Origin of the sequence: Streptomyces sp. IBSNAI002 (genome assembly GCF_052244475.1) — a bacterium.
GTDB lineage: Bacteria > Actinomycetota > Actinomycetes > Streptomycetales > Streptomycetaceae > Streptomyces.
In genome coordinates, this window is record NZ_JBQPXG010000002.1 from 1085034 (window position 1) to 1098514 (window position 13481).

Genomic DNA, 13481 nt, shown 5'->3' on the forward strand with positions numbered 1-13481 from the left:
GGGCCCGGAATCGAGGCCCCTAGCTCTGAGCAGGGGCCCGGAATCAGGGCCGGTAGCGAAAACGCTAGGGGCCCTGAATCAGGGCCGGGGGGGCCCGGAATCAGGGCCTCAAGGGGCCCGGAATCAGGGCCCCTTCACCAGACCACTCCTACCAGGAGTGGAAGCAAGCAAGACAGCGCGCCCGCGCCCGCCGCCGCGACAGCCATCCCCGCGTTCGCGCACCCCCTCGTCGCGATGATCAACCGCGCCGGATACGACACGCTCCGCTGGAACAACCTCGACGGCAACGAGTGGCTGATCATCCACGCACTCATCAAGGCCCACGGCGCCGAACGCCTCGCCCGCTTCGCCATTGAGCAGTGCCAGCAGCGGCAGATCACCTACGGCCGCTACTTCATCTCCGGCTGGAAAGACCTCGCCGTCGTCGTCGACGACACCCCCGAAGGCGTCACGCGCTTCCCCGCGCTCCGCTCCGCCCCGGCGCCCGCCCCCAGCCCGGCCGTCGCCCGCCGCAACGCGTCCCGCGACTACCTCGACGAACTCGCCGCCCAACTCCGAGCAGGAGGAAGCCAGTGAACCCCGAGCAGATCCCCCAGCTCCTCAAGCAAGTCAGCTACGCCGACCCGCGGATCCTCCCCGAGGACAAGAAGGAGATCGTGGGCCTGTCCGCGCTCTGGGCCGGCGTCCTCGCCGACGTCCCCGCCGAGTTCGCCATGTGGGCCGTCGGCCAGCACTACGCCGAATCCCCCTTCCCCATCAAGCCGTCCGACATTGCCAGCCGCTGGCGTGCCCACGTCCGCGACCGCATGAACCGCCACACCGGCACGTTGGAACCCACCCGCTACCCCGAGCTCGACCCCGACGACGTCGCCGGGTTCATGCACACCCTCCGCACCGAACGCCAGGCCGTGATCATGGGCCAGCAGCCGCCCACCCCCCTCGCAGCCATCACCGGCCCCGACGCCGTACCCGCCGAGGTCGAGGAACGCCTCGCCGCCGTCGGCCGCTACGTCCCCGACCACATCCGCGAGCAACTCGCCCCCACCTGGCCCCGCCGCGGACCCGACGGCGCCCTCGCCCACCGATGCCCCCAGTGCGGCGCCCGCCCCGGCCAGCACTGCACCACCGCCAAGGCCGGCACCCGCCGCCAACAGCCCCACGGCGCCCGCAGCCACCCCGACGCAGCCTGAAAGGCACCCCATGATCCGCGAGGACCGCTTCCTCATCAGCCGCAAGCCCTACGCCTCGACCTCAACAGCCTCCGCGTCACCGAACCCAGCCCGCACGGCTCAGTGTGGGCCGAGGTCGACGCAATCTGGTTCCGGCGTCGGCGCGGCGTGACCGTCGCCTGCACCGGCACCCTCCGCGACCTTCAGGACACCACGCCCACCGACATCCACGCCTTCCTCGCCGCGCACAACGACGGCCGCTACGGCGGGAACTGCAACGGCCGATGGGACGGCGAACGCTACTGGGGTGCGCAGGAGCCGTTCCGCATGGCACTGGACCTCGAACTGCTCGAACCGATGCTCGCCGCCTACCCGGCCATCCCCAACGGCTACGACGGCTGGTGGACATTCCAGACCGCCGCCTGACCGCCGCTCCGGTTCATGCCCGCCCTCGCGCCCAGGAAAGACACCCCGATGACCACCGTGTACGCCTCTGCTGGCGGTGAGCGCTACCACCGCATCTCCAGCTGCCCGGCCCTGGAGATGGGCCAGAACATCCACGACTACGACTGCGACTGCTGGGGCTACTGCACCCACGGCCGCGGTTGGCAGATCACCGAAACCACGCCCAGCCGGGCCCTCGCGGACGGCAAGACACCCTGCCGGGTCTGCCTCCCCGGAGCCTCCGCGCTCGGTGCCAGCGAGGACGACCACGGCCACCGGCCCGCGCTCGGCTTCGTCGATGGCCGCGCCCTCGGCAACATCTGCCCCCGCTGCCAGACCACCACCACGCACTACGACGAGGCCTACCAGCCCAGCCGCTGGACCCGGCCCGTCCGCTGGCCGTGCACAACCGCCCTCGTCCTCGACCTCGTACCCCGTCCGAACTCCGCCACCAGGAGCAGCTGATGCCCGTTGTCGTCCTCGGCCTGGTCCTCGGCGCCCTGTCCGGCGCCATTACCTACGCCCTCACCGCCAGCGCCGCTCTGGCTGGCCTAGTCGGCGCCCTCGCCGCGTTCCTGACGTGGCTGGGGATCGCCGCACTCGTCTGGCTCGACAACAACTAGCCCACCGGAGACGCCATGTACCCCAGCCTGTTCACCACCCCCGGCCTCGCCCGCTTCGCCGAGGAACTCGACGCCGAGCGCGGCAGGCAGCTCGCCAAGTTCGGGGACCAGCGCCACCCCGACGGCACCGGCGGCCCCGTCATGCAGGCCCGCGCGCAGGAAGCCCGCAACCAGTGCCAGTTCCTCGCCAAGCACGGCGGCCCCGACTGGCGGGCCATCCTCCTCGAGGAGGTGTACGAAGCCCTCGCCGAGTCCGACCCGCCCGCGCTGCGCGCCGAGCTGGTCCAAGTCGCGGCGGTGTGCGCCGCGTGGCTGTCCGACCTCGACCGACGTCCGCCCGCTGGTCGCTGCGACGTCATGTTCGTGGGCGGCGGTCGCTGCGCGAAGTCCGCCGGACACCGGCCGCCCGGAAGCCAGGACCCGCACACCCCGTGACCACGCAGACGGCCGGCCCCGTGGGAGCCGGGGCCGGCCACCCCACCAGCATCCACCAGGAACAGCACATGAGCCTCACCCCGAACCCCAGCAGCCCCTTCGCCACCGCAACACCCGACGTCCGTCACATCCTGCCCTCAACCCTCGGCAACCCCCGCCCCGGCGCCCTCGTCCTCACCGACTGCGACCGGCTCGCCGTCGTCCCCACCGAACCCCTCACCGACGCCCACAGCCTCGACCCCCTCCCCGACGGCCTGTGCCCCGACTGCATCGCCGCAATGCAAGGCGTCAGCCGCAACACCGAGCAACCGTCCAGCGAATGCCGGGAGTGCGCCGCCGTCACCCGCCACGACGGCCTGTGCGTGCTGTGCCGGATGGACGCGCACGACGAGTGGTGGGCGCAGCAGCAGGCCGACCCGTCCGCCTGACCCGACCCGCGCACAAGGAGAAACCCACATGACCGAGCACCAGCCCGAGCCCTTCTACGAGAACGCCGACAGCTGCCCCCACCCCGAACCCGACAACGTGCTCGACGGCGACGCCTGGGACACCTGGGCCGACCAGCACCCGACCTACGACGACGGACACCTCTGCCGCGACAAGCCCGCCGGCCTGGGCTGCCCGGCCTGCTCCCTCGAAGCGGGCGAGATGGTCCCGTGGTCCTTCTGCCGGAGCCGAGACCGCGCGCGCCCCAAGGACGGCGCCGTCCCGGACCCGGACGTCGAGCACCAGCCAGTGACCGTCTGGGTCGGTGGCCTCGACTGCCTGGAACGGGACTGCGAGGAGTACTTCGACGACGACGGCGAGGACCTGCCCGGCCTGGACCGCTGCTCCCACATCCGCGTCGAGCGGGCCTGCTCCTGCCAGCGGCAGGACGACGGCGAGTACTCCACCGCCCCCTGCCCGGCGCTCGCTCCCGCCGCCTGACCCCGCCCCGCTGCCAGTCGCCCCCGTCCTGGGGCGGCCGGCCCGGACACCACCCACACCACCGGAAGGACCCTCACGCCATGGCCCGTTGCGCGTACTGCGAGCACGAAGTCCACACCGCCGGAGACGGCGAATGCGAGCAGCCCATCCAGCACGGCCCACACCGCTTCCACCGCTGCCTCTGCCTCGCCCGGCCCGGCGCCAGCACCACGTGCCCGCCACAGATGGACTGCCAGGGCGGCACGCTCGGCTACGCGGACATCTGGTACCTCCAGCGTGGGAGCAGCGTCCGAGGTAAGGACAGCAAGCTGATCCGGCCCACCGTGCTGCTCACGCCACCGCCCGCTCCGCGCCGCCGCCTGACCGAGCTGGAGCACGACGCCGCCTGGCACGCCGTCGAAGGCACCGCCTGCGAGGAGGGCGCCGACCCGGGGACGGTGCTGGCCGCGGTCCTCCGCGCCCTCAACATCGATCCGCCCGAGGTGGACGAGATGGCCGCCAGCCTCCGCCGCGACGGCTTCGGCGACGACGAGATCACCGAAATCCTGGCCCGCACCACCGCCGCCGAGGGGGCCGGAGCGTGAGCCAGCAGCCCGCCGTGCACCTCTGGGAGATCGACCACCCGTACTACTGCGCCCAGGCCAACCACTACGGCCGCAACCACACCTCGTGGCACAGCTGGGCCGACTTCAGCAACGACACCCTGTTCGTCACCGGCGACCGCGACATGAACTACCTCGTCCGCTGGGACTGGCAGCACGACGACGAGACCGCCGAGCACACCCTCGACCTGTTCTTCGTGATCCAGCGCAAGGGCTACCTCTGCTCCCACACGATCAAGGTCACGCCGGCCGACGAGCCCGCGATCCGCGTCTGGCTGACCGAGTGCGCGCAGACCATGCGCGCCACCTGGGAGCCGCTCCTCGACGGGCCCGGGGAGTAGCCGTGCTGACCCTGCTCCTCGTAGCCGGCGGCCTGGCCGCCATGTTCTGCGGCAGCCTCCTCGTCGGCCTCGCCCTCGGCCGGCTGGTCCGACGTGGCGAGGAGCAGGACCGGCAGACCCGTCAGGCGGCCCGCCGCGCCGCGTCCTGGGGCCGCGACATCCCCGCAGCCCCACCCTCACCCGACACGCCCGCACACGGGCAGCCACGACACCGGAGACACCGATGACCGAACCCACCGAACCGCCCGCCCTGCCCGCACTCACCTACCACGGCACCAAGAACATCGACGGCTCCTACGGCGTCTACCCGATCGACTTCGCGGTCCCCACAGACCCGCGCGAGCGGGCGATCTGCCGGGCCCTGCTCCAGCACGCCCTCACCCTCCTCGACGCCACCGACCTCGGCCTGACAGCGGAGCGCGCCCGATGACCACCGCCGCAGAACTCGCCGGCCTGCGGGCCCGCGCCCTCGAACGCGCTTGGGCGCTCACCGACTCCTGGACCGACGACCACACCCCCATCACCCGGGCGGCCGCGGCCGAGGTCTTCGCCGAGGTCCTCGAACTCGACGGCTGGCAGCAGACCAGCCCGCCGTCGACACCGCTCCACCTCGTCACCGACGGGAGCAGCCGATGAGCACCGCCCTCACCGCCGGCGCCTGGATCGCCGTCGTCTGGCTCGCCGCCGGACTCTGCGGCGGCATCTACGCCCTCTACCGCGCCTGGAAGGACTGGCGATGACCGAACACCCCCGCGGCCCTGTCGACTGGGCCCGACAGCAGCAGTCCGAACGCGAACAGCAGCCCGTCCGTAAGCTCCTCGACCAGCTCAGCGACGCCGAACTCACCGCGCTCTACGACCGCGCCGAGACGGCCGAGCGCCGGTTCCAACTCACCGCCGGGCACCTTGAGGAGACCCTCGGCCGACTCCGCGGCGCCCGCGACGCCCTCGCCGCCGAGGCCGACCTGAGCCGCCAAGTCCTGGCACGCGCCGAGCAGGCGGAAGCCGAACGCGACAAGGCGTGCCGCGCGTTCAACACCAAGGTCATACGCGTGCAGGAAGTCGAGGCCGCGCTCACCGAAACCCGCCACCACCTCCGGTACCTCCTCGACTACGACGGCCCCCGCCACTGCCACCTCGTACCCGGCCGCTGGGACAAGGACGGCAGCCCCTGCGACCACTGCGCCCGCCTCGCCACCGCACGCGCCACCCTCGAACCCAAGGAGTCCTGATGGCCCGCTCCATCGGCATGGCCGCCGACGCCTCCGTGTTCCGCGCCGTCATCACGATCACCGACCGCGACGGCACCGAGACGACCAAGCACGAAGGCCCGTACGGATCCATCGGCGCTGCCCGCGCCCGCGTCACGTTCTGGACCAACTACCTGGCCGAGCTGGACGAGGAGACGTTCAAGCCCACCGGGAGGAGCCGCGCCTGCGGCTACGTCGAAGAGGGCTCCGTCAGCTGGCAGCCCGCCTGAGCATGCGCGAGGGGCGCGCCCACCGTCCGCCAAGACCGGGCACGCCCCACAGGTGCTGATCACCGTACCGCCCCACAGCACCCCGGAGCCACGATGACCACCACCGCCACCACCCTCCGCTCTTTGATCACCCTCTGGCCCGACCTCCACGCAGCCCTCGGCGACCGCCCCATCCACGGCGCCTTCGGCCTCGGCCTCCGCGGCTACCTCGCCGCCATCGACCACCACGACCCCGCTGAAGCCGCAGCACTCCGGTCCGAAGAGCGGGACCCCGCGCAACTCGGCGCCCGGCCCGTCCCCCTCAACCTCGAGCTGTACGACACGATGCGCGCCATCGAAGCCGCCCTCGCCCACTGCGCCGAAGTCACCGCCGCCGCCGTACAGATCGACCCCATCCCGCTCCCCGGACCGGACTGGCCCGCCGCCGACCGGGCCCGCCGCACCGCCGCCTCCCGCGCCGACCTCGCAGACCGGCGGCGCTGGCGGTTCCAGCGCCCCGGCACCCCGCCCGCCACGTACACCGCGCTGTGGCTCCTCGCCCGCGTCGAACGCCGGCCCGGCCCTTTCCGGGCGCTGACCGACGTGCAGGAGCAGTACATCCGGACCGTCGCGAGGGAGGCGCTGCGCCGGGCGGAGGCAGCGCTCGACACCGACGGCGACCGGCGGACGGAGCTCGGGCCCGGCCACACGTGCGCGTGCGGCGGCACGATCGAGGTCTACGGCGGGGGCGGCGCGACACCGTGCGCCCGCTGCACCGGGTGCGGGGCGTTGTGGACGGAGACCGGCGTGATCGCGGCCTGACCCTTGCCGGCGCAGGGGAATCCCCCCGAACCCCTGCGCCCGGCACCGCCCCAGCTGCATGATGCAGCCCAGCCCGAACCCCTGGGAGACACCCATGCGCCTCCGAACCGCGCTCCCCGTCCTCACCGCCGCCACGCTGCTCCTCGCCAGCTGCGGCCAAAGCTACGACGACATCGTCAAGGAGTGCCGCCAGGTTCTCGTCGAACGCCCTGAAGGCGAGACGGGCAAGCCCGCCGCCTGCTCGGACGTGAAGGAAGACGACTACGGCGTGATCGCCGCGAGCGCGGCGATGGAGCGGCTGGGCTGGACGGACGAGAACGGCCGGTTCAGCGAGGAGAAGATGCTGGAGGACGCCGCCCGAAAGTAGCCCAGGCCAGCGGACTCCTCGAGAGGCAGTCACGACTCGTCGTCCTCCACCGCGTACTGATGCGGCTGCCCGCCCTGCCAGGCGATGGCCGGTGAGTCCCCGAGGACGAGGTCTTCAGGGTCGGGCAGGTCGATGCGCCGCAGGAACTCGATCAGGTCCGCATCGCTATGGGCGACGCCGAGGACGGTGTCGACGCCACGGATCCGGATGACGACCCGCCGGCCGCCCGTCGCGGAGATCCGGTGCACGAGGATCGGTGCATGGCCCATGCCTCCAGCCTGCGGGGCCGCGGCTAGTCCAGCACGCCGAGCGCGGTGTCCGGCCGGCAGTGGGTACACGCCTCAACGCCCTCGGCGAGTGCCCGGCGTGCAGTGTCCCGGTCGGCCGGCTTGCAGCGGGACCGGGTGTCCCAGCAGCCCCCAGCGTGGACACGGACCGGGGCCCGGCCTACGCCGATGCCGTGCTCGATCAGCCAGCCCGGTGTCGGCAGCGGGTCCCGGCGCGCGGCCTCCGCGGCGAGGCGCTGCTCCTCTGCGGTGATCTGCTGCCGGATCCGGTCGAGGCTGAGCTGTAGCCACGTCTCCAGGGTGCGGAGGCGGGGCAGGTCTGGCGGCAGATCGGACACACGTTCGATTGTACGCGCCGTCCGGCGGGCAGCACAGAGCCCCCGATCCGCCAGGGACCGGGGGCTCAGGCGCGCACGGCTACTCGACCGGCACGTCCTTCTTCGGCCGGGCGCTCCAGCGGCCTGAGCCGCGCTCGATGTCCTGCACCGTGCCCAGCGACACCCCCAGCACAGCCGCGATCTTCCGGTAAGAGACCTTCTCCGCGCGCAGGTCGAGCACCACCTGCCGGCGCAGCTCGTAGAACTGGCGGTTCCGGTCTGCCAGCTCCTTCAGCACGCTGCTGATGGCGCGCGCTCTGGCGACGGGGTCGTCCATCTCCACAACGCCGTCGAGTGCTGCGGTCACGCGCTGCACCTCCTCGGGGATCGAGTCCTCGGCCATCCCGTCCTCAATCGTTTCGGGCATGCCGCTTGCCTCCATCGTATGGGCGCCCATACATTGGCTACAAGCAGTCCACGCTGCTGATGCAAGACGGCCCCGGCTGAGTGACAGCTCTGCCGGGGCCAGCCACTCCACCTGCACCAACCAGGAGGAACAGCCATGCGCAACCGTATCCGCCCGCTCCACCACCGCGACAGTGCCCGCACCCTCCTCGGCCAGCGCGCCCGCCGCGCCCTCGGCCTCCGCGGCACCGCGATCGCGCACCACCTCGGCGAGACCGCGCTCCACATCAACGTCTGGTCCCCCCGCGAACTCCAGGACATCTACGACCACCGCGGCGGCACCATCACCAGCCGCACCATCCTGGAACCCCTCTTCGACGGCACCCTCGCCGAGTTCACCCGGGTCACCCTCACCATCCGTATCCCCAGCCTCGGCACCGTCACCGCCTCCTGCGACTGGGACCACAACGACCCCGACGAGGACGACATGCGCGCGGTGCCCGTCATCCGCGGCCTCCTCGCATCGGCTGGCACCCGGTGAGCGCCCGCCAGCAGGCCGAGGAAAGCCTCCGCCGCGCCCAGCACGACGACACCGTCTGCCGCCTCATCATCGAGGTCGCCGACTACCTCACCACCAGCCGGCCCATGGACCAGATCCGCGAAGCCTCCCGGCTCTACCTCGCCTCCGCGAAGAGCATCCACGACAACGCCATGGACTCCGACCGCGCCGGTGAACTCCTCCGGGCGCTCCTCGCCGTCATGCCGACCCCGTACGCCGGCGAGACCAGGGGCGAGTACGCACTGCGCCTCCGCGCCTCCGTCCGCGCCTGACCCCACCGACCGGGCCGGGCCCACGCTGACCCCCCGCGTGAGCCCGGCCCTCCAACGCCCCGGAGCACTCCGTGAAGCGCCCCGCCCTCGACCGGCCGCCGATCCTCTACGGCGCCTACGCCCTCGCCGGCCTCTCCCTCATCTGGTCCGGCTACGCCATCACCGACCTCATGCACTCCGGCCGCTTCGGCCTCTCCGTCGCCATCGCCGGAGACATCGGCTGGATCACCGTCCTGTGGGCCGAGTACCGCGGCGTCACCATCCGCATCAAGGACAAGGCGTACGGCGCCGCTCCCGCCGGATGGGCCATCGCCCTCGGCGTCGCCGCGCTCCTCGTCCTCCACGGCCACGACGAGCGCAGCACCGCGCAGGCCATCGCAGGCCCGTTCGTCGTCCTCGTCGGCAAGGTCGTGTGGACGTTCGCGCTGGCCGCGCTCCGCGACCCGGCCGCCCTCACCGCGGACCAGGAGGCCGAGATCGCTGCGGTCATGCGCGACAGCGAGTACGAGGCCCGGCTCCACGCCGCGAAGCTCGACCACGTCGACAGGGCCGCCGACGCCGAGATCGCCCGTATCCGCGCCGAGGCCCGCATCACCCTCGCCCGCGACGACGCCGACGCCGAGATCCGGCTGGAGCGCATCGACAAGGCCCGCGCGATCGAACGCCGATCACCGCTCGCGATCGCCGAGCAGCCTCGCGAGCAGATCGCGAGCGCACCGGTCGCGCAGCGCCGCGAACCAGCCATGACCAGCACGATCGCCGATCGCGAGCAGCCGAGCATCGCCGATCTGGCTCGCGAGCAGGTCGCGATCAGCGACGACAACCCGACCGCCGTGCTCGCCGTGCTCGCGATCCGACCAGACGCTCATGAGCCGTCGGTAGCCGCGGCCGTACGCCGCGCCCGCAACGCCCAGAAGGGGCCGTACAACTGATGATCACCCCGACTCTCGGCGCCGTCCTCTTCGGCCTGATCTTCCTCGTCTGGGAGATCGCCGTCTGGTACCCCGGCCTCAAGACCCTCCAGAACAACGCCCTGCCCCAGCTCGGCAGCCTCCTCCCATTCCTCTTCTGCTGGGCCATCGGCGCCCTTACCGTCATGGTCGTCGGCGGCCTGGTCGGGTTCTTCGGCGACATCGCCCTCTGGGGCCTCAACACCTTCGGCGACGGCGTCCTCATCTTCGGCGTCGGCGCCCGCACCGGCACCGCCCCCGGCTCCACCGCAGCACCCCTCACCGAGGGCGGCCTGTTCATGACCGTCCTCGTCCTCGCCGCGTTCATCGCCCGCCGCAAGCACGGGGCCAGGGGATCCAAGTGGCGCGGCTGGCTCTCCGGCGTCGGCCTGGCCCTGACCGGCAGCGTCGCCCGATACGCCGCCGTTCCCCTCGCCTCCGCGGCAAACATCTCCGGGGTCTGGCTGACCGGAGCCCTCTCATGACCGCCGAGGAGGAACCAGGAGGCAACCGGGTCGCGGGCGGCTGCGTGCTGGCCGTCGGCCTGGCCGCCGCCGGCACCGTCGCCTACGCCATACCGGAGTCCGCCTACTTCGTGGCCGGACTGCTCGCCACCCAGGCAGTGCGACGCGGCCGCACCCTGGCCGCCCGGTTCCAGTGGCCCGACGCAGAGCCGGACGCGGACGCCGAGCCCGTCGACATCGTCAGCACCCTGCAACGCCTCGCCGAGGGCGGTCAGCACGTCCGCCTCACCCAGCTCGCCGAGGCCGCCGGGCTACCCGACACGAAGGCCGTCCGAGCGCTCCTCAACGAGGCCGGCATCCGCATCCGCGACGGGGTACGAGCGGCCGGGAAGAACGGGCCCGGCGTCCACCACGAAGATGTGCCGCCCCTCCCCGGCGCCGGGGACGGCGCCCCTTCTGGGGGTTGTTTGTGCAGCTCAGCGGCCAACACCAACGCCAACAACGATGCGTCGGCGGACGGCCGAGAGGGGTTGCATGTAGAGCCCATCGGCCACAGCGGCAGCGTCGTCCGGGTCCCCGGCGAGCGCCGCGCGTACACCGTCTGAACTCCGGGGCGGCCGCCGCCTGGCAGCAACCCGGCCGCCCCGGGACCCCGTCACCTCACGAGAGACAGGACCGCCATCATGGCACTCCGCAAGACCATGCCCATGGCCCCCGGCACGAAGCCGGACCCGAAGCACGAGACGACATACTCGGCGTCCCGCGGCGGGCACTACCCGACGACACCGAAGCCCGTCCCGGGCGCTCCGAAGAAGGCATGATGGACGGCATGAGCAAGCTGCGCTTCACCCTCGACAACAGCAGAGGCGCGTTCACCCCCACCGAGCCACCAACTCCGGCCTCCCGCCACAACCTCCGCTTCGAGGCCCATGTTGAACAGCGTGAGGGGCAACCAGGATCAGGGCCCTTCCGGGCGCCCAACGAGGCAACCGTTACGTGTACCTGCGGCCTTTCCACGGGCACAGTGCCGAACGACGAGGCTCGCCGGGTGTACGAGGAGCACCGCGTCATGACCGGAATCCATCCAGTCCACCTGAGGGCACCTGAGTCCACCTAGTTGCGAGTCCGGACACCTGTGCCCCATCATTGGCTCCAGTTCCGGCATGCCCGGAAACAAGCCGACGCGAGGCCCCCACCACACCCGGTGGGGGCCTTCCGCGTCCCCAAGCCACTCGGTGCGAGTGGGCGCGGGGTGCAGCCGCCCGGGACGAGGGCCCCGGGCGGCAACCCACCAACCCCTAGGAGGCCAGCATGGCCAGCGCGCTCTACACCAGCTTCAAGGCCCTGCTCCTCACCGCAGACATCGACCTCGCCGCCGACGACATCCGCGCCGTCATCGTCGACACCGCCGACTACACCTACAGCGCCGCACACGACTTCCTCGCCGACGTCCCCGGCGGAGCCCGCGTCGCCGTATCCTCCGCACTCGGCTCCAAGACCACCACCGGCGGCGTCTTCGACGCAGCCGACACCACCTTCAGCGCCGTCACCGGCGACAGCGTCGAAGCGATCGTCCTGTACAAACACACCGGCTCCGACGCCACCGCCGACCTCATCGCCTACATCGACGGCGTCTCCGTCACCCCCAACGGCGGCGACATCACCATCCAGTGGAACGCCTCCGGGATCTTCGCACTGTGAGGTAGCGCCATGGCCGTAGGTCAACTCGCACACCTCGCCGACACCGTCACCCTCTCCACCAGCAGCTCGGCCGCCGCCACCGTCCCCAACGACGGCAGCGTCCTCGCCGGTGACCTCCTCCTCGCCGCATGCGTCATGCCCTCCGGCAGCCGCACCTTCTCCATCAGCGGCGGCGCCGGCGCCTGGACCAGCCTCGGCACCGCCACGCAAGCCGGACACATGTCCCAGCTGTGGTGGCGCATCGCCGAAGCCGGAGACCTCGGCGCACTCATCACCGTCACCCCGAACACCGGGAACATCCGCCAAGTCCTCCTCCTCGGCCGGGTACGCGGCGCCCTGGCCTCCGCGCCGGTCACCGCCACCTCCAACACCTCCGCCTCGGCCACCACGAAGACCACCCCGTCCCTCGGCTCCGTAGGCGCGGCCAGCAGGGAGATCGGCGTCGTCTGGGACTCCCGCGGCGCCACCAGCCCCAACACCTCGGCATGGACAGCCCCCGCAGGCCACACACGCCGCGGGCAAGCGTTCACGACCGCCGCCTCCGGATCCTGCTCCGGTGCGTGGGGCGACTCCGACACCGCCGTGTCCGGCACGATCGGCTCCCGCTCCTGGAGCGCCGACCAGACCGCGCTCGGCTCCGCTTGGACACTCGCGGTCGCCCCCGCCGAGCAGACAGCCAGCCCGGCCCGTATCGAGCCCACCGCGACGATCCCGGCACCCACGCTGGCGCCCGGCACGGTCACGCTCGCCCCCAGCCTCCTCGCGTCCACCACAGTGCTGCACACGCCCAGCCTCGCCCCCGGGACCATCACGCTCACCCCCAGCCGCGTCGAGCCCACCGCCGTGCTGCACACGCCCGCGCTCGCCCCGGGCGCGGTGACCTTGGCCCCGGCCCGCATCGGATCCACCACGGTCGTGCACGCGCCCGCGCTTCAGGTCTTCGATCCAGACGTCAGCGTCACCATCGGCCAGCTCTACACGGAGTGGGCCGTCGCGAGACCGGACAGCAGGTGGGAGGTCGGTGCCCCGTGGTGATCCCCGCGAGCAGCCTCGAGTACCTCAGTGTCGACGTGACCGCCTCACCGGCCGGCGTCGACCTCAGCGGCACACCTCCCGAGTTTGCGATCCTCCCCGACACCAACCGCGCCAACCCGAGCTCCGGCGACTGGCTGACCGGCGAGTGGGACGACACCACCGCACGCATCCTCATCGGCCCCGCAGGCGGCGAGACGGCGCTCAGCCGCGGCGACTGGCACGTCTGGATCCGCATCGACCCCCCGAACGATGAGCTCATCGTTCGGCGCGCGGGCACACTCACCGTGGTCTGAGCACGTCACG

General features: G+C 72.0%; 29 protein-coding genes. 26 read left to right on the top strand and 3 right to left on the bottom strand.

Annotated features, from left to right (window positions below):
- Nucleotides 1-234: 234 nt before the first annotated feature.
- The 17 genes from ACTVZO_RS05265 (at nt 235) to ACTVZO_RS05345 (ending at nt 7188) form a co-directional block, all read left to right on the top strand.
- The gene (locus tag ACTVZO_RS05265) at nt 235-576 is read left to right on the top strand and encodes a hypothetical protein (RefSeq protein ID WP_443297238.1); all 342 of its coding nucleotides are present in this window, start codon (nt 235-237) and stop codon (nt 574-576) included.
- Nucleotides 573-1190, top strand: a complete 618-nt coding sequence (locus tag ACTVZO_RS05270; RefSeq protein WP_443297239.1) for a zinc finger domain-containing protein — start codon at nt 573-575, stop codon at nt 1188-1190. Before ACTVZO_RS05265 ends, ACTVZO_RS05270 begins: the two co-directional genes overlap by 4 nt.
- A 147-nt stretch (nt 1191-1337) precedes the next feature.
- Nucleotides 1338-1595: a hypothetical protein gene (locus ACTVZO_RS05275; RefSeq protein WP_443297240.1), complete on the top strand. Its 258-nt coding sequence runs from the start codon at nt 1338-1340 to the stop codon at nt 1593-1595.
- Nucleotides 1596-1643: 48 nt separating this feature from the next.
- A complete protein-coding gene (locus ACTVZO_RS05280) occupies nt 1644-2078 on the top strand; it encodes a hypothetical protein (protein ID WP_443297241.1) in 435 nt (144 codons plus the stop codon).
- Nucleotides 2078-2236, top strand: a complete 159-nt coding sequence (locus tag ACTVZO_RS05285; protein ID WP_443297242.1) for a hypothetical protein — start codon at nt 2078-2080, stop codon at nt 2234-2236. The genes ACTVZO_RS05280 and ACTVZO_RS05285 overlap by 1 nt, the downstream gene beginning before the upstream one ends.
- Nucleotides 2237-2251: 15 nt before the next feature.
- Nucleotides 2252-2671, top strand: a complete 420-nt coding sequence (locus tag ACTVZO_RS05290; RefSeq protein ID WP_443297243.1) for a hypothetical protein — start codon at nt 2252-2254, stop codon at nt 2669-2671.
- Nucleotides 2668-3099 (top strand): hypothetical protein, encoded by a 432-nt coding sequence (locus ACTVZO_RS05295; protein ID WP_443297244.1) that lies wholly within the window; start codon nt 2668-2670, stop codon nt 3097-3099. The genes ACTVZO_RS05290 and ACTVZO_RS05295 overlap by 4 nt, the downstream gene beginning before the upstream one ends.
- Before the next feature lie 28 nt (nt 3100-3127).
- Nucleotides 3128-3598 (top strand): hypothetical protein, encoded by a 471-nt coding sequence (locus ACTVZO_RS05300; protein WP_443297245.1) that lies wholly within the window; start codon nt 3128-3130, stop codon nt 3596-3598.
- Between the two features lie 80 nt (nt 3599-3678).
- Nucleotides 3679-4182 (top strand): hypothetical protein, encoded by a 504-nt coding sequence (locus tag ACTVZO_RS05305; protein ID WP_443297246.1) that lies wholly within the window; start codon nt 3679-3681, stop codon nt 4180-4182.
- Nucleotides 4179-4541 carry a hypothetical protein gene (locus tag ACTVZO_RS05310; RefSeq protein ID WP_443297247.1) on the top strand — a complete coding sequence of 121 codons (363 nt, stop codon included), beginning with the start codon at nt 4179-4181 and terminating at the stop codon, nt 4539-4541. Before ACTVZO_RS05305 ends, ACTVZO_RS05310 begins: the two co-directional genes overlap by 4 nt.
- Before the next feature lie 2 nt (nt 4542-4543).
- Entirely contained in the window at nt 4544-4768 is a 225-nt protein-coding gene (locus tag ACTVZO_RS05315) for a hypothetical protein (protein ID WP_443297248.1), read from the top strand.
- Nucleotides 4765-4971, top strand: coding sequence for a hypothetical protein (locus tag ACTVZO_RS05320; protein ID WP_443297249.1), 207 nt, complete (start codon nt 4765-4767; stop codon nt 4969-4971). Before ACTVZO_RS05315 ends, ACTVZO_RS05320 begins: the two co-directional genes overlap by 4 nt.
- Entirely contained in the window at nt 4968-5177 is a 210-nt protein-coding gene (locus ACTVZO_RS05325) for a hypothetical protein (RefSeq protein ID WP_443297250.1), read from the top strand. Before ACTVZO_RS05320 ends, ACTVZO_RS05325 begins: the two co-directional genes overlap by 4 nt.
- 100 nt (nt 5178-5277) lie before the next feature.
- Nucleotides 5278-5772 (top strand): hypothetical protein, encoded by a 495-nt coding sequence (locus ACTVZO_RS05330; RefSeq protein WP_443297251.1) that lies wholly within the window; start codon nt 5278-5280, stop codon nt 5770-5772.
- A complete protein-coding gene (locus ACTVZO_RS05335; protein ID WP_443297252.1) occupies nt 5772-6020 on the top strand; it encodes a hypothetical protein in 249 nt (82 codons plus the stop codon). Before ACTVZO_RS05330 ends, ACTVZO_RS05335 begins: the two co-directional genes overlap by 1 nt.
- A gap of 93 nt (nt 6021-6113) precedes the next feature.
- Complete coding sequence (locus tag ACTVZO_RS05340; protein WP_443297253.1) at nt 6114-6821, top strand: hypothetical protein; 708 nt, start codon at nt 6114-6116, stop codon at nt 6819-6821.
- Between the two features lie 94 nt (nt 6822-6915).
- On the top strand, nt 6916-7188 hold the full coding sequence (locus ACTVZO_RS05345) for a hypothetical protein (RefSeq protein ID WP_443297254.1): 273 nt from the start codon (nt 6916-6918) through the stop codon (nt 7186-7188).
- Between the two features lie 29 nt (nt 7189-7217).
- Here ACTVZO_RS05345 and ACTVZO_RS05350 read toward each other — a convergent pair whose 3' ends face one another.
- From ACTVZO_RS05350 to ACTVZO_RS05360, 3 genes are all read right to left on the bottom strand, one after another.
- On the bottom strand, nt 7218-7457 hold the full coding sequence (locus ACTVZO_RS05350; RefSeq protein ID WP_443297255.1) for a hypothetical protein: 240 nt from the start codon (nt 7455-7457) through the stop codon (nt 7218-7220).
- A gap of 23 nt (nt 7458-7480) precedes the next feature.
- Nucleotides 7481-7813, bottom strand: a complete 333-nt coding sequence (locus ACTVZO_RS05355; protein WP_443297256.1) for a DUF6233 domain-containing protein — start codon at nt 7811-7813, stop codon at nt 7481-7483.
- A 79-nt stretch (nt 7814-7892) separates the two neighbouring features.
- Nucleotides 7893-8219: a helix-turn-helix domain-containing protein gene (locus ACTVZO_RS05360; RefSeq protein WP_443297257.1), complete on the bottom strand. Its 327-nt coding sequence runs from the start codon at nt 8217-8219 to the stop codon at nt 7893-7895.
- Nucleotides 8220-8354: 135 nt separating this feature from the next.
- Here ACTVZO_RS05360 and ACTVZO_RS05365 point away from each other — a divergent pair, with 135 nt between their 5' ends.
- The 9 genes from ACTVZO_RS05365 (at nt 8355) to ACTVZO_RS05405 (ending at nt 13471) form a co-directional block, all read left to right on the top strand.
- Nucleotides 8355-8738 (top strand): hypothetical protein, encoded by a 384-nt coding sequence (locus ACTVZO_RS05365; protein WP_443297258.1) that lies wholly within the window; start codon nt 8355-8357, stop codon nt 8736-8738.
- Entirely contained in the window at nt 8735-9028 is a 294-nt protein-coding gene (locus tag ACTVZO_RS05370) for a hypothetical protein (RefSeq protein ID WP_443297259.1), read from the top strand. Before ACTVZO_RS05365 ends, ACTVZO_RS05370 begins: the two co-directional genes overlap by 4 nt.
- A gap of 71 nt (nt 9029-9099) precedes the next feature.
- Entirely contained in the window at nt 9100-9960 is an 861-nt protein-coding gene (locus ACTVZO_RS05375; protein WP_443297260.1) for a hypothetical protein, read from the top strand.
- A complete protein-coding gene (locus ACTVZO_RS05380; RefSeq protein ID WP_443297261.1) occupies nt 9960-10463 on the top strand; it encodes a hypothetical protein in 504 nt (167 codons plus the stop codon). Before ACTVZO_RS05375 ends, ACTVZO_RS05380 begins: the two co-directional genes overlap by 1 nt.
- On the top strand, nt 10460-11047 hold the full coding sequence (locus tag ACTVZO_RS05385; RefSeq protein WP_443297262.1) for a hypothetical protein: 588 nt from the start codon (nt 10460-10462) through the stop codon (nt 11045-11047). Before ACTVZO_RS05380 ends, ACTVZO_RS05385 begins: the two co-directional genes overlap by 4 nt.
- A gap of 78 nt (nt 11048-11125) precedes the next feature.
- Nucleotides 11126-11263 carry a hypothetical protein gene (locus tag ACTVZO_RS05390; RefSeq protein WP_443297263.1) on the top strand — a complete coding sequence of 46 codons (138 nt, stop codon included), beginning with the start codon at nt 11126-11128 and terminating at the stop codon, nt 11261-11263.
- A 490-nt stretch (nt 11264-11753) separates the two neighbouring features.
- Entirely contained in the window at nt 11754-12143 is a 390-nt protein-coding gene (locus ACTVZO_RS05395; RefSeq protein ID WP_443297264.1) for a hypothetical protein, read from the top strand.
- Nucleotides 12144-12152: 9 nt separating this feature from the next.
- Nucleotides 12153-13178, top strand: a complete 1026-nt coding sequence (locus tag ACTVZO_RS05400; RefSeq protein WP_443297265.1) for a hypothetical protein — start codon at nt 12153-12155, stop codon at nt 13176-13178.
- On the top strand, nt 13172-13471 hold the full coding sequence (locus ACTVZO_RS05405; protein WP_443297266.1) for a hypothetical protein: 300 nt from the start codon (nt 13172-13174) through the stop codon (nt 13469-13471). Before ACTVZO_RS05400 ends, ACTVZO_RS05405 begins: the two co-directional genes overlap by 7 nt.
- Nucleotides 13472-13481 lie beyond the last annotated feature (10 nt).

Bases quoted from the DNA above. Each gene is read 5' to 3' on its own strand.
- ACTVZO_RS05265 (WP_443297238.1), top strand. From the start codon at position 235: ATGATCAACCGCGCCGGATACGACACGCTCCGCTGGAACAACCTCGAC.
- ACTVZO_RS05280 (WP_443297241.1), top strand. From the start codon at position 1,644: ATGACCACCGTGTACGCCTCTGCTGGCGGTGAGCGCTACCACCGCATC.
- ACTVZO_RS05285 (WP_443297242.1), top strand. From the start codon at position 2,078: ATGCCCGTTGTCGTCCTCGGCCTGGTCCTCGGCGCCCTGTCCGGCGCC.
- ACTVZO_RS05290 (WP_443297243.1), top strand. From the start codon at position 2,252: ATGTACCCCAGCCTGTTCACCACCCCCGGCCTCGCCCGCTTCGCCGAG.
- ACTVZO_RS05300 (WP_443297245.1), top strand. From the start codon at position 3,128: ATGACCGAGCACCAGCCCGAGCCCTTCTACGAGAACGCCGACAGCTGC.
- ACTVZO_RS05305 (WP_443297246.1), top strand. From the start codon at position 3,679: ATGGCCCGTTGCGCGTACTGCGAGCACGAAGTCCACACCGCCGGAGAC.
- ACTVZO_RS05320 (WP_443297249.1), top strand. From the start codon at position 4,765: ATGACCGAACCCACCGAACCGCCCGCCCTGCCCGCACTCACCTACCAC.
- ACTVZO_RS05325 (WP_443297250.1), top strand. From the start codon at position 4,968: ATGACCACCGCCGCAGAACTCGCCGGCCTGCGGGCCCGCGCCCTCGAA.
- ACTVZO_RS05330 (WP_443297251.1), top strand. From the start codon at position 5,278: ATGACCGAACACCCCCGCGGCCCTGTCGACTGGGCCCGACAGCAGCAG.
- ACTVZO_RS05335 (WP_443297252.1), top strand. From the start codon at position 5,772: ATGGCCCGCTCCATCGGCATGGCCGCCGACGCCTCCGTGTTCCGCGCC.
- ACTVZO_RS05340 (WP_443297253.1), top strand. From the start codon at position 6,114: ATGACCACCACCGCCACCACCCTCCGCTCTTTGATCACCCTCTGGCCC.
- ACTVZO_RS05345 (WP_443297254.1), top strand. From the start codon at position 6,916: ATGCGCCTCCGAACCGCGCTCCCCGTCCTCACCGCCGCCACGCTGCTC.
- ACTVZO_RS05350 (WP_443297255.1), bottom strand. From the start codon at position 7,457: ATGGGCCATGCACCGATCCTCGTGCACCGGATCTCCGCGACGGGCGGC.
- ACTVZO_RS05360 (WP_443297257.1), bottom strand. From the start codon at position 8,219: ATGCCCGAAACGATTGAGGACGGGATGGCCGAGGACTCGATCCCCGAG.
- ACTVZO_RS05365 (WP_443297258.1), top strand. From the start codon at position 8,355: ATGCGCAACCGTATCCGCCCGCTCCACCACCGCGACAGTGCCCGCACC.
- ACTVZO_RS05380 (WP_443297261.1), top strand. From the start codon at position 9,960: ATGATCACCCCGACTCTCGGCGCCGTCCTCTTCGGCCTGATCTTCCTC.
- ACTVZO_RS05385 (WP_443297262.1), top strand. From the start codon at position 10,460: ATGACCGCCGAGGAGGAACCAGGAGGCAACCGGGTCGCGGGCGGCTGC.
- ACTVZO_RS05390 (WP_443297263.1), top strand. From the start codon at position 11,126: ATGGCACTCCGCAAGACCATGCCCATGGCCCCCGGCACGAAGCCGGAC.
- ACTVZO_RS05395 (WP_443297264.1), top strand. From the start codon at position 11,754: ATGGCCAGCGCGCTCTACACCAGCTTCAAGGCCCTGCTCCTCACCGCA.
- ACTVZO_RS05400 (WP_443297265.1), top strand. From the start codon at position 12,153: ATGGCCGTAGGTCAACTCGCACACCTCGCCGACACCGTCACCCTCTCC.